The 13,397-nt window shown below is 68.4% G+C and carries 10 protein-coding genes; 5 read left to right on the top strand and 5 right to left on the bottom strand.

Features of this window, described 5'->3' with window-relative positions:
• Window positions 1-244 precede the first annotated feature (244 nt).
• From gap to ppc, 5 genes are all read left to right on the top strand, one after another.
• Window positions 245-1,264: a type I glyceraldehyde-3-phosphate dehydrogenase gene (gene gap, locus ACFU5V_RS11540; RefSeq protein WP_015890630.1), complete on the top strand. Its 1,020-nt coding sequence runs from the start codon at window positions 245-247 to the stop codon at window positions 1,262-1,264.
• A gap of 17 nt (window positions 1,265-1,281) precedes the next feature.
• On the top strand, window positions 1,282-2,493 hold the full coding sequence (locus ACFU5V_RS11545) for a phosphoglycerate kinase (protein WP_378699232.1): 1,212 nt from the start codon (window positions 1,282-1,284) through the stop codon (window positions 2,491-2,493).
• 3 nt (window positions 2,494-2,496) lie between these two features.
• A complete protein-coding gene (tpiA, locus tag ACFU5V_RS11550; protein WP_378442219.1) occupies window positions 2,497-3,282 on the top strand; it encodes a triose-phosphate isomerase in 786 nt (261 codons plus the stop codon).
• Window positions 3,283-3,407: 125 nt separating this feature from the next.
• Window positions 3,408-3,641 carry a preprotein translocase subunit SecG gene (secG, locus tag ACFU5V_RS11555; protein WP_015890633.1) on the top strand — a complete coding sequence of 78 codons (234 nt, stop codon included), beginning with the start codon at window positions 3,408-3,410 and terminating at the stop codon, window positions 3,639-3,641.
• Between the two features lie 46 nt (window positions 3,642-3,687).
• Window positions 3,688-6,444, top strand: a complete 2,757-nt coding sequence (gene ppc / locus ACFU5V_RS11560) for a phosphoenolpyruvate carboxylase (protein WP_378699234.1) — start codon at window positions 3,688-3,690, stop codon at window positions 6,442-6,444.
• Window positions 6,445-6,780: 336 nt separating this feature from the next.
• Here ppc and pgl read toward each other — a convergent pair whose 3' ends face one another.
• Genes pgl through tkt form a run of 5 tightly spaced genes read right to left on the bottom strand, consistent with a single transcriptional unit; the run spans window position 6,781 to window position 13,214 of the window.
• Window positions 6,781-7,524 carry a 6-phosphogluconolactonase gene (gene pgl / locus ACFU5V_RS11565; RefSeq protein WP_095860617.1) on the bottom strand — a complete coding sequence of 248 codons (744 nt, stop codon included), beginning with the start codon at window positions 7,522-7,524 and terminating at the stop codon, window positions 6,781-6,783.
• Window positions 7,517-8,428, bottom strand: coding sequence for a glucose-6-phosphate dehydrogenase assembly protein OpcA (gene opcA, locus ACFU5V_RS11570; RefSeq protein ID WP_378439528.1), 912 nt, complete (start codon window positions 8,426-8,428; stop codon window positions 7,517-7,519). Before opcA ends, pgl begins: the two co-directional genes overlap by 8 nt.
• Entirely contained in the window at window positions 8,429-9,973 is a 1,545-nt protein-coding gene (gene zwf, locus ACFU5V_RS11575; protein WP_378439530.1) for a glucose-6-phosphate dehydrogenase, read from the bottom strand.
• A 3-nt stretch (window positions 9,974-9,976) separates the two neighbouring features.
• Window positions 9,977-11,101, bottom strand: a complete 1,125-nt coding sequence (gene tal, locus ACFU5V_RS11580) for a transaldolase (protein WP_378699237.1) — start codon at window positions 11,099-11,101, stop codon at window positions 9,977-9,979.
• Between the two features lie 4 nt (window positions 11,102-11,105).
• Window positions 11,106-13,214, bottom strand: a complete 2,109-nt coding sequence (tkt, locus tag ACFU5V_RS11585; protein ID WP_378699239.1) for a transketolase — start codon at window positions 13,212-13,214, stop codon at window positions 11,106-11,108.
• Window positions 13,215-13,397: the final 183 nt, after the last annotated feature.

Below are 13,397 nucleotides of genomic sequence, written 5' to 3' on the forward strand. Positions count from 1 at the left end.
CCAAATCGGGAGGAAGGGGGTGTTTTTTAGGTTGGACGAGAGGATCTTCTTTTTTTTTCTGGCTGGGGTGGCGGGGGGGGGGGTCCCCGGGAGGCGCCGGGGGGGGACTGCGCGGGGGCGTCGCCCGCCCACTAGGGTAAGAACCACATCGACCGATGAACCCCGCGCCGACCGCCCGCCGGTGGTGTCGTAGCGGCGCGGGAGCAGAGCTGCACAACCAGAATCATGCGCAAAGGAGCAGATTGTGACTGTCCGGGTAGGCGTAAACGGTTTCGGCCGTATCGGACGTAACTTCTTCAGGGCGGTGGATGCGCAGAAGGCGCTCGGAACCACCGACATCGAGATTGTGGCGGTCAACGACCTCACGGACAACGCTTCGCTGGCGCATCTCCTGAAGTACGACTCCATCCTGGGTCGTCTCCCGCACGACGTCTCGCTCGAAGGTGAAGACACCATCGTCGTCGGAAGCCAGAAGATCAAGGCGCTCGCCATCAAGGAAGGCCCCGCGGCGCTTCCCTGGGGCGACCTGGGTGTCGACGTCGTCGTCGAGTCCACCGGCATCTTCACCGACGCAGCCAAGGCGAAGGGCCACCTCGAGGCCGGCGCCAAGAAGGTCATCATCTCCGCCCCGGCCAAGGGCGAGGACATCACCATCGTGATGGGCGTCAACGACGACAAGTACGACGGCAGCCAGAACATCATCTCCAACGCCTCGTGCACCACCAACTGCCTCGGCCCCATCGCCAAGGTGCTCGACGACGAGTTCGGCATCGTCAAGGGCCTCATGACGACGGTGCACGCCTACACCCAGGACCAGAACCTGCAGGACGGCCCGCACAGCGACCTGCGTCGCGCCCGTGCCGCCGCACTGAACGTGGTTCCCACCGGAACCGGTGCCGCCAAGGCCATCGGCCTGGTCCTCCCGCAGCTGCTCGGCAAGCTGGACGGCTACGCGCTGCGCGTCCCGATCCCCACGGGTTCGGTCACCGACCTCACCGCGAACCTGCGGAAGTCGGCCAGCGTCGAGGACATCAACGCCGCGATGAAGGCTGCCGCCGAGGGCCCGCTCAAGGGCATCCTGAAGTACACGGACGCCCCCATCGTGTCGTCCGACATCGTCACCGACCCGCACAGCTCGATCTTCGACTCCGGCCTCACCAAGGTCATCGAGGATCAGGCCAAGATCGTGTCCTGGTACGACAACGAGTGGGGTTACTCCAACCGTCTGGCAGACCTCATCGGTCTCGTCGCCAAGTCTCTCTGAGCGAAGGTCCGGTAACAGTGGCAGTTCAGACTCTCGACGATCTACTGAACGCTGGGGTCGAGGGGCGTGCCGTGCTGGTGCGCTCCGACCTCAACGTTCCGCTCGACGGCGACCGGATCACCGATCCCGGGCGCATCCTCGCTTCCGCACCGACGCTGAAGGCGTTGGCGGAGGCGGGCGCCAAGGTCATCGTCACCGCCCATCTGGGTCGCCCCAAGGGTGAGCCCGACCCGCAGTACTCGCTCGCGCCGGTGGCGGTGAAGCTCGCCGAGGTGCTGGGACGCAACGTCCAGCTCGCCGGCGACGTCGTCGGCCAGGACGCGCTGGCCCGCGCGGAGGGGCTCACCGACGGCGACGTCCTCCTGCTGGAGAACATCCGCTTCGACCCGCGGGAGACCAGCAAGGACGAGGCCGAGCGGACGAAGCTCGCCAACGCCCTGGTCGAACTGGTCGGCGACGACGGTGCGTTCGTGTCCGACGGGTTCGGTGTCGTGCACCGCGCGCAGGCGTCGGTGTACGAGGTCGCGAAGTTGCTCCCGCACTACGCGGGCACGCTCGTCGACGCCGAGATCGAGGTGCTCGGCAAGCTCACCCAGGAGCCCGAGCGGCCGTACGCGGTCGTCCTCGGTGGATCCAAGGTGTCGGACAAGCTCGCGGTGATCGAGGCGCTGGCCCCCAAGGTCGACACCCTCGTCATCGGCGGCGGCATGTACTACACGTTCCTCGCGGCGCAGGGCGTCTCGGTCGGAAACTCGCTGTGCGAGGAGTCGATGATCGACACGTGCAAGGCGCTGCTCGAGCAGTACGCCGACGTCATCCACATCCCGCAGGACGTGGTCATCGCCGATTCGTTCTCCGCCGACGCCGAGTCGAAGATCGTCTCCGTGCTCGAGATCCCGGACGGCTGGATGGGACTCGACATCGGACCGCAGTCGGTTCGCCGGTTCGCGGCGATCCTGACCAGCGCGAAGACCGTGTTCTGGAACGGCCCGATGGGTGTGTTCGAGTTCGAGAAGTTCGCCGCGGGCACCAAGGGTGTCGCCGAGGCGATCATCGAGGCCACCGGCAAGGGCGCGTACAGCGTCGTCGGTGGCGGTGATTCCGCCGCGGCGGTGCGCCAGCTCGGTCTGCCCGAGGACGGGTTCTCGCACATCTCCACCGGTGGCGGCGCCTCCCTCGAGTACCTCGAGGGCAAGGAACTCCCCGGCATCGCAGTTCTGGAGGGCTGACCCATGGCACGGAAGCCGCTGATCGCCGGCAACTGGAAGATGAATCTGAACCACCTCGAGGCCATCGCGCTGGTTCAGAAGATCGCCTTCTCGCTCCCGGCGAAGTACTTCGACAAGGTCGACGTGACGGTGATCCCGCCGTTCACCGACATCCGCAGCGTGCAGACCCTCGTCGAGGGCGACAAGCTCCTGCTCACCTACGGTGCGCAGGACGTGTCGGCCCAGGATTCGGGAGCGTACACCGGCGAGATCAGCGGCTCCATGCTGGCCAAGCTGGGCTGCACGTTCGTCGTCGTCGGGCACTCGGAGCGCCGGACCCTGCACGGCGAGGACAACGACACCGTGCTGGCCAAGACCAAGGCCGCGCTGAAGAACGGGCTCACCCCGATCGTCTGCATCGGTGAGGGCCTCGACATCCGCGAGGCCGGCGACCACGTGTCCTACAACGTCGAGCAGCTGCGGGGTTCGCTCGCCGGGCTGTCCGCCGAGGACATCGGCAAGGTCGTCATCGCGTACGAGCCGGTGTGGGCCATCGGCACCGGCCGGGTGGCCAGTGCCGCGGACGCGCAGGAAGTCTGCGCCGCGATCCGCGCCACGCTCGGCGAGCTGGCCTCGCCGGACGTCGCGTCCGGTGTCCGCGTGCTGTACGGCGGCAGCGTCAACGCGAAGAACGTCGGCGAGATCGTCGGACAGACGGATGTGGACGGCGCCCTCGTGGGCGGCGCCTCGCTGAAGGCCGACGAGTTCGCCACCCTGTCGGCGATCGCCGCGGGCGGACCTCTGCCGTAAGGCGCCTTCGGCGCTCGTGCGCCTTTCCGGTAGCGGTGGGTACCGGAAAGGCGCACGAGCGCGGAGCGCCTGTAGGGTGTACGAGGTCGTAGTTGTTCCTACTGGATGGGTGGACGTAGACAGACATGGAACTGTTCCTGGATATCTTGCTGGTGATCACCAGCTTGCTGCTGATTCTGCTGGTGCTGCTGCACCGCGGTAAGGGCGGCGGCCTGTCCAGCCTGTTCGGCGGCGGCGTCCAGTCCAGCCTGTCCGGTTCCACCGTGGTCGAGAAGAACCTCGACCGGCTCACCGTCTTCACCGGTCTGATCTGGTTCATCGCCATCATCGGCATCGGCCTGGAGATCAAGTTCGGCTGATCGGCTTCATCATGCGGACGGGCCGTCACCGGTCGATACTGGATGCATGATCGAAACCCCACGTGAGGCCACTGAACCACTCCGCGAAGACATTCGGCTCCTGGGCGGCATCCTCGGTCAGATAGTGCGCGAACAGGCCGGAGACGCCGTCTTCGACCTCGTCGAGAAGGCCAGGGTCGAATCGTTCCGGGTCCGTCGTTCCGAGATCGACCGCGCCGATCTGGCCGGCATGTTCACCGAGGTGTCCACGAGCGACGCCATTCCCGTCATCCGGGCCTTCAGCCACTTCGCCCTGCTGGCCAACCTCGCTGAGGACAACCACCGCGAACGCCGGCGCGCCGTCCACGTCGCCGCCGGTGAACCCGCCCCCGACAGCACCCTGACCGCCACGTTCGCCAAGCTCGACGCCGCTCACCTGAGCAGCGACGTCGTCGCGGACGCGTTGCGGGGGGCGCTCGTGTCACCGGTCATCACCGCGCATCCCACCGAGACCCGTCGCCGCACGGTGTTCGAGACCCAGACGCGGATCACCGAACTGATGCGGTACCGCGAACGCACCGCCCTGACCGAATCCGAGACGGCCGACGTCGACGTCCGGCTGCGGCGGCAGATCCTCACCCTGTGGCAGACCGCGCTGATCCGGTTGTCGCGGTTGCGGATCCAGGACGAGATCGAGGTCGGGCTGCGGTACTACGACGCGGCACTGTTCGAGGTCGTCCCGAAGATCAACGCCGAACTGCGCAGTGCCCTGCGGTCGCGGTGGCCGGACGCGGACCTGGGCCGGGAACCGATTCTGCGCCCCGGATCGTGGATCGGCGGGGACCGCGACGGCAATCCCTACGTCACCGACGAGGTGGTCCGCCAGGCCACGACCCGGGCCGCGGCCACCGCGATCGAGCACCATCTCGGGCAACTCGAGACGCTCGAGCGGGAACTGTCCATGTCGGCCCGTCTCGTCACCGTCACACCTGCCCTCGACCTCCTGGCCGCGGCGTCCCAGGACGATTCACCGTTCCGGGCCGACGAGCCGTACCGCCGTGCGGTGCGGGGCATCCGGGGGCGTCTCACGGCCACCGCGCACCGCATCCTCGGGGAGGCGCCCGATCACGGGCTCGACCTCGGGCTCGCACCCTACGACACGCCGCGGCAGATGCTCGACGAACTCGACGTCGTCGACGACTCCCTGCGGCGCGGCGGCGACGGCACGATCGCCGACGACGGACTGGCGATCCTGCGGGACTCCGTGGAGGTGTTCGGTTTCCACCTCTCCGGACTCGACATGCGGCAGAACTCGGACGTGCACGAGACCGTCGTCGCCGAACTGCTGGCATGGGCGGGCGTGCACGCCGACTACCCGTCGCTGTCCGAGGACGAGCGGGTGGAGTTGCTGTCGGCGGAGCTGTCCACCCGGCGCCCCCTGACCACGACGAACGCCGAGTTCAGCGAGCTGACGGCGAAGGAACTCGCCATTCTCCAGGCCGGCGCCGACGCCGTGCGGACACTCGGCGCGGGCGCGGTGCCCAACTACATCATCAGCATGTGCACGTCCGTCAGCGACATGCTCGAGGCCGCCGTCCTGCTGAAGGAGGTGGGCATCCTCGATCCCGGGTCGGGGGAGGCGCCGACCTGCCCGGTGGGCATCGTGCCGCTGTTCGAGACGATCGAGGACCTGCAGCAGGGGGCCGCCACTCTCGAGGCCACTCTGGAGGTCCCGATCTACCGGGCCCTGGTGTCGTCGCGTGGCGACGCCCAGGAAGTGATGCTCGGGTACTCCGACTCCAACAAGGACGGCGGCTACCTGGCGGCCAACTGGGCGCTGTACCGTGCCGAGCTGGACCTGGTCGACGCGGCCCGCAAGACGGGAATCCGGTTGCGGCTCTTCCACGGTCGCGGCGGCACCGTGGGCCGCGGCGGCGGACCCAGCTACGAGGCGATCCTCGCGCAGCCGCCCGGAGCGGTGGCCGGATCGCTGCGGATCACCGAACAGGGTGAGGTGATCGCCGCCAAGTACGCGGAACCCCGCCTCGCGCAACGCAATCTCGAAACGCTGCTCGCCGCGACCCTGGAGGCCACCCTGCTCGACGTCGAGGGCCTCGGTGACGACGCCGAACCGGCGTACCGCATCCTCGACGAACTCGCCGCGCTGGCCCGCCGCGCCTACGGCGAATTGGTGCACGAGACACCCGGATTCGTGGAGTACTTCGAGATGTCGACCCCGGTCGCGGAGATCGGGGCGCTCAACATCGGCAGCCGTCCGGCCTCCCGCAAGCAGACCACGTCCATCTCCGACCTGCGGGCCATCCCGTGGGTGTTGTCGTGGAGTCAGTCCCGGGTGATGCTGCCCGGGTGGTACGGCACCGGCGCCGCGTTCGAGGAATGGACGCAGGGCGACCCCGAACGGGTGGCGACGCTGTCCCGTCTCTACGCGACGTGGCCGTTCTTCCGGACCGTGCTGTCGAACCTGGCGATGGTGATGTCGAAGTCCGACATGGGTCTCGCGGCCCGCTACGCGGAACTCGTCCCCGACGAGGAACTGCGGCAACGGGTGTTCGGCAAGATCGCGGAGGAGCACGAGCGGACCATCCGGATGTACAAGGCGATCACCGGGAACGACACACTGTTCGCCGACAATCCCGGTCTGGAGCGGTCGGTGCACAACCGGTTCCCGTACCTCGAGCCGCTCAACCACCTGCAGGTGGAACTGCTGCGCCGCTACCGGGCAGGGGACGACAGCGATCAGACGCGCCGCGGCATCCAGCTCACGATGAACGGGCTGGCGACCGCACTGCGCAACAGCGGGTAGCAGGGCCGGTTCCCGCGCCTCCGCGAGAAAGCGGTGAACTTTCTCGCGGGGCGGGGGAACCGAACCGCCCGTCCCTGCGTCAAAACGGGAAAGAGCACAACGTTTCCGAGACGAAGTGGGGCGACGAATGAGGCGATGCGCGGGTGACCCGGTCTATTGGCGCGGAGGAATCGGGCGGGGGTCGGCGCGGACGGCGAGCCCGCTTCGGGCCGGCCGCATCGTCACAGAGTGCCGGGTCACCCGGACACCGGTCGAACGGGACCCCCGGTCGCCGGCCGGGTTACCGGCGGACGACGACGAGGACCCCGTCGGATGAGAGCCCCGGTTCGGGACGCGTCAGTTCGGCAGCCGGGACGCGGCCGACGTGTCGAGAAGCCACCGGGTGGCCGAGAGTCCGCGGGCCCCGGACGCCGGGATCTCGACGGGCGGTGCGCCCGCGATCGCGGCGGCCACCGCCTCGGCCTTGGCGTCACCGGACACGACGAGCCACACCTCGTCGGCGTGCCGGACTGCGGGCAGGGTCAGCGTGACCCGCACCGGCGGCGGCTTGGGGGAGTCCGTCACCGCGACGACGAACCGGTGCTCCTCGCGGACCGCGTCGGTGTCCGGGAACAGCGAATTGACGTGTCCCTCACCGCCCATGCCGAGCAGGTGGACGTCGAAGACCGGGACCTGCCTGCCGTCGGCGTGCGCCCCGAGCACCTGCGCGTACGCGACGGCGGCCGCCTCCGGGTCGTTCTCGTAGATCCCGTCCGCGACGGGCATGGTGTGCACGCGGTCGGGATCGACGTCGACGTGGTCGAGCAGCGCGGCCCGCGCCTGCACGTCGTTGCGTTCCGGATCGCCGGCGGGCAGGAAACGCTCGTCACCCCAGAAGATGTCGATCGCGCGCCAGTCGATGTCGCCCGGGTTCTCCCGGACCTTCTCGAGCAGCCCGATCCCGGTGCCGCCGCCGGTGAGGACCACCGACGCCGACCCGCGGTCCTTCTGGGCGGCGACGACGGTGGCGACGAACCGCTCCGCGGCCTTCGTCACCAGCGTGGCGGTGTCGGGGTGCACTTCTACGTGGATGTCACTCATACGTCACCTTCGTCAGCCCGGCGAGTGCGGCCTCGTAGGCCTCGTCGGGGTCCAGTCTGCGTAGTTCTTCGGCCAGGCAGTCGCGGGTCTCCCGCCTGCCCAGCGCCACCAGCGCATCCGGTTTGCCGGTCCGCGACAACGTGGCGGTGGTGCCGGTCTGCGGGCGGCTGATGGTCAGCGTGCCACCGTCCGCGAACTCGAGGGTCACGAACAGCGGTCCGACCCTGCGGGTGACGGGCGCATCGAGACGGCCCGCCAGCCAACCGGCGATCATGTCGACGGCGGGCTCGTCCACGAGGCCCGAGACGACCGCCGATTCGATGCGCGAGTGTGGTGGCTGATCGACGGCCGAGGTGATGAGCCCCCGCCAGAACGTGATTCGGCTCCACGCCAGATCCGTGTCACCGGACGTGTAGGAGGCGAGGCGACCCTTGATCTCGGCGGCGGGATCCGCACGGTCCGTCGCGTCGGTGATCCGCCGGATCGCGAGCTTGCCGACCGGGTCCTTCGCGGGGACGGCGGGAGCGGTCTCGGGCCACCACACGACGACCGGGGTGTCGGGGAGCAGGAACGGCACCACCACACTGCTCTCGTGATCGGCGAGTTCGCCGAACAGGCGGAGCACCACCACCTCCGAGGCGCCGGCGTCACCACCGACCCTGATCTGGGCGTCCAGCCGCGGTTCGGCGTCGCGGGAACCGCGCGCGACGACGATGACACGGCAGGGATGTTCCCGGCTCGCCTCGTTGGCGGCGTCGATGATGTCCTCGGAGTTCTCACTGTCCCGGGTGCACACCACCAGGGTGAGGACCCGTCCCAGCGTCACCGCCCCGCCGGTCTTCCGGAGCTCCACCAGTTTCTTGTTGACCTGGCCGGTGGTGGTCGAGGGGATGTCGATGATCATCTACGGCCTTCTCCATTCGCGACCGGTGCGGTGCATCATTTCGTCCGCGGACGGGGGACCCCACGTGCCTGCCTCGTACGGTTCCGGTTTGCCCTCCGCGGCCCAGGCGGCCAGCGCCGGATCGAGAATCTCCCACGACAATTCGACCTCGGCGTTGACGGGGAACAGGGAAGGTTCCCCGAGCAGCATGTCGAGGATGAGGCGTTCGTACGCCTCCGGGGACGACTCCGTGAACGCCTGACCGTAGCTGAAGTCCATGCTGACGTCGCGGACCTCCATGCTCGATCCCGGGACCTTGGACCCGAAGCGCATCGTCACACCCTCGTCCGGCTGCACCCGGATGACGAGCGCGTTCTGCCCGAGTTCCTCGGTCATCGTTCGATCGAACGGCAGGTGCGGCGCGCGCTTGAAGATCACGGCGATCTCGGTGACCCGGCGGCCGAGCCGCTTCCCGGTGCGGAGATAGAACGGCACACCCGCCCAGCGGCGGGTGTCGACCTCGAGGGTGATCGCGGCGAACGTCTCCGTGGTGGAGTCCTGCGAGAAGCCGTCCTCCTCCAGCAGACCGACCACCCGGGTGCCACCCTGCCAGCCGCCCGCGTACTGGCCGCGCGCGGTGGTCTCGTCGAGCGGCTGCGCGAGTGTGGTGGCGGAGAGCACCTTGATCTTCTCCGCCTGCAACTCCGACGGTTCGAAGCTGATCGGCTCCTCCATCGCGGTGAACGCGAGGAGTTGCAGCAGGTGATTCTGGATGACGTCCCGCGCCGCCCCGATGCCGTCGTAATACCCGGCCCTGCCACCGAGACCGATGTCCTCGGCCATGGTGATCTGCACGTGATCCACGTAGTGGGCGTTCCAGATCGGATCGAACAACTGGTTGGCGAAGCGCAGCGCCAGGATGTTCTGAACGGTTTCCTTGCCGAGGTAGTGGTCGATCCGGAAGACGGTGTCCTCGGGGAAGACCTCGTTCACGACCGCGTTGAGCTCACGTGCGCTCGCGAGGTCGTGACCGAACGGCTTCTCGATGACCACCCGGCGCCACTGGTTGTCGTTCGACCGGGCGAGCCCGGCCTCGGACAGCTGCTTGAGGACCACCGGGAACGCGTCCGGCGGAATCGCGAGATAGAACCCGTGATTGCCGCCGGTCCCCCGTTCGCGTTCGAGCGTGGCGAGGGTGCTCGCCAGCTCCTGGAAGGACGCCGGGTCGTCGAAGCTGCCCTGGACGAAACGCAGGCCCTCCGACAGCCGCTCCCACACGTCCTCCCGGAACGGGGTCCGGGAATGGTCGCGCACCGCGTCGTGAACGATCTTGCCGAAATCCTCGTCCGACCAATCCCTTCGGGCGAACCCGACGAGAGCGAACCCGGGCGGCAGAAGACCACGATTGGCCAGATCGTAGATGGCGGGCATCAACTTGCGCCGGGCCAGGTCGCCGGTGACACCGAAGATCACCAGCGCACACGGCCCGGCGATGCGTGGTAGGCGCTTGTCCCTACTGTCGCGAAGTGGATTGACCCATTCGTCTGACGCTGCGGGCTCGCTCACGTATCAGCTCTTCTGCCCTGCTGCGCGCAGCTGCTCCGCCGTGGCCTCCAGGAGTTCGTTCCAGGACACCTCGAATTTGTCGACGCCCTCGTCCTCGAGGACCTTGAACACGTCGGGCAGGTCGATGCCGACGGCGGTGAGCTGGTCGAAGATCTCCTGCGACGCGACGGCGGTGCCGGAGACGGTGTCGCCGGCGACCTCGCCGTGGTCGGCGAACGCGTCGAGAGTCTTTTCCGGCATCGTGTTCACGGTGTTCGGGGCCACCAGGTCGGCGACGTACAGGGTGTCCGGGTAGTCGGGGTTCTTGACGCCCGTCGACGCCCACAGTGCGCGCTGCGGGCGGGCACCGGCCGCGAGCAGACCCTGGAACCGCGGCTGCACCTCGAAGACCTGCTGGTACGCGGCGTACGCGAGGCGGGCGTTCGCGACGCCGGCCTTGCCGCGCAGCGCGAGGGCGTCGGGGGTGCCGATCTTGTCGAGCCGCTTGTCGATTTCGGTGTCGACGCGGGAGACGAAGAACGAGGCGACCGAGTGGATGCGGGAGACGTCGTGGCCGGCGGCCTTCGCGGCCTCGAGACCGTCGAGGTAGGCACCCATGACGAGTTCGTACCGTTCCACCGAGAAGATCAGCGTGACGTTGACGCTGATGCCCTCACCCAGCACCTTGGCGATGGCCGGGATGCCGGCCTCGGTGGCCGGGATCTTGATGAACAGGTTTGGGCGGTCGACGATCTTCCACAGTTCGACGGCCTGCGCGACGGTCTTGTCGGCGTCGTGGGCCAGGCGCGGGTCGACCTCGATGGACACCCGGCCGTCGACGCCGCGGCTGGCCTCGAACTGCGGGGCGAGGACGTCGCAGGCGGCGCGGACGTCGTCGGTGGTCACGGTGCGGATGGTGGCTTCGACGTCGGCGCCGCGTTCGGCGAGTTCGCGGACCTGGGCGTCGTAGACGTGGCCCTTGCTGAGCGCGGCCTGGAAGATCGACGGGTTGGTGGTGACACCGACGATGCTCTTGGTGGCGATGAGCTCGGCGAGGTTGCCGGACTCGATGCGGTCACGGGAGAGGTCGTCGAGCCACACCGAGACGCCGGCTTCGGAGAGCTTGCGGAGGTTGGGGTTCTGAGTCATGGCGTTATCCCTTCACGCGTGCGAGCGAGCGCTGAGCGGCGGCGGTGACGGCCTCGGCGGTGAAGCCGAACTCGCGGAACAGGGTCTTGTAGTCGGCGGAGGCACCGAAGTGCTCGATGGAGATGATTTCGCCTGCGTCACCGACGAAGCGGTACCACGGCATCGAGACGCCGGCCTCGACGGAGACCCGCGCCTTGACCGTCGGGGGGAGCACCCCGTCGCGGTAGGCCTGGTCCTGGGCGTCGAACCACTCGACGCACGGCATGGACACGACCCGGGTGGGGATGCCCTCGGCCTCGAGGGCCTCGCGGGCGGCGACGGCCAGCTGCAGCTCGGAGCCGGTGCCGATGAGCACGACCTCCGGTGCCCCGGTGGACGCGTCGGCGAGGACGTAACCGCCACGGGAAACACCCTCGTAGCTGGTGCCCTCGAGGACCGGCAGATCCTGGCGGGTCAGGGCGAGACCCGCGGGAGCTCGGGTGGCCTCGTCGGCGCCCTTCTCGAGAACGGCGCGCCACGCGTGCGCGGTCTCGTTCGCGTCGCCGGGCCGCACGACGTACAGGCCGGGGATGGCGCGCAGCGCCGCGAGGTGCTCGATCGGCTGGTGCGTGGGACCGTCCTCGCCGAGTCCGATGGAGTCGTGCGTCCACACGTAGGTGACCGCGGTCTTCATGATCGCGGCGAGCCGGACGGCGGGACGCATGTAGTCGCTGAAGACGAGGAACGTGCCGCCGTAGGGGCGGGTCGGCCCGTGCAGGGCGATGCCGTTGAGGATCGAGCCCATCGCGTGCTCGCGGACACCGAAGTGCAGGGTGCGACCGTAGGGCTCCGCATTCCACATGCTGGTGGAAATGGACGTGGGACCGAACGAGTCGGCACCCTTGATGGTGGTGTTGTTGCTCTCCGCGAGGTCGGCGGAGCCGCCCCACAGCTCGGGCAGCACCGGTCCGACCACGTTCAGGACGGCGGCGGACGCCTTCCGGGTGGCGAGACCCTTCGCGTCGGGCTCCCACGTCGGGAGGACGTCGGCCCAGCCGGCGGGCAGGTCGCGTCCGATCAGGCGGTCGAGCAGCTTCTTGCCCTCGGGGGCGCGCTGCGTCCACTCGTCGTATTGGGCCTGCCACTCCTTGTGCGCCTGCGCGCCGCGCTCGACGACCTTGCGGGTGTGCGCGATGACGTCGTCGGCGACCTCGAACGTCTTGTCCGGATCGAAGCCGAGCGCCTTCTTCACGGCGGCGACCTCGTCGGCACCGAGGGCGGCGCCGTGCGCCGCGCCCGTGTTCATCTTGGTCGGGGCGGGGAAGCCGATGATCGTGCGGAGCAGGATCAGGGACGGCTTGTCGGTGACCTCGCGGGCCTTGTTCAGGGCCTCTTCGATGGCGACGACGTTCTCGCCACCCTCGACGATCTGCACGTGCCAGCCGTACGCCTCGTAGCGGGCGGCGGTGTCCTCGGACAGCGCGATGGCGGTGTCGTCCTCGATGGAGATCTTGTTGTCGTCGTAGATCAGCGTCAGGTTGCCGAGCTGCTGCACACCGGCGATGGACGACGCCTCGGACGTGACGCCTTCCTCGATGTCGCCGTCGGAGGCGATCACGTAGATGTGGTGATCGAACGGGCTGTCGCCGAGCGCGGGCTCGGGGTCGAACAGGCCGCGCTCACGGCGGGCGGCCATGGCCATGCCGACGGCGGAAGCCAGTCCCTGGCCCAGCGGACCGGTGGTGATCTCGACGCCGCGGGTGTGGCCGTGCTCGGGGTGGCCGGGGGTCTTCGAGCCCCAGGTGCGCAGCGCTTCCAGGTCGCCCAGTTCGAGCCCGTAGCCGGAGAGGTACAGCTGGATGTAGAGGGTGAGGCTGGAGTGTCCACAGGACAGCACGAACCGGTCGCGGCCGATCCAGTCGGCATCGGTGGGGTCGTGGCGCATGACGCGCTGGAAGAGGGTGTAGGCGAGGGGGGCGAGGCTCATGGCCGTGCCAGGGTGGCCGTTGCCCACCTTCTGCACTGCATCGGCGGCGAGCACCCGGATGGTGTCGACGGCCTTGGTGTCCAGTTCGGTCCAGTCGGCGGGATGAACCGGTTGCGTGAGGACGTGGATGTCGTCTGTGATCGACACGGGCAGAAGTCTCCTGACATGGGTGAACGTGGAGCCTGAGGATGCGTGGGCCTCTTGTGCGACTCCAGCCTAGTGTGCGGTCGTATCCGGGTCGATTCGGTTCGCGCATTACGGCGGTCTACCATCGTTTGTAGTAGACGGCCGGCCGTCGCGAAGGACTTCGGGAGCAGTCGCCGGCATTCG

It is taken from the genome of Rhodococcus sp. NPDC057529 (genome assembly GCF_042802055.1).
Lineage (GTDB): Bacteria > Actinomycetota > Actinomycetes > Mycobacteriales > Mycobacteriaceae > Rhodococcus_F.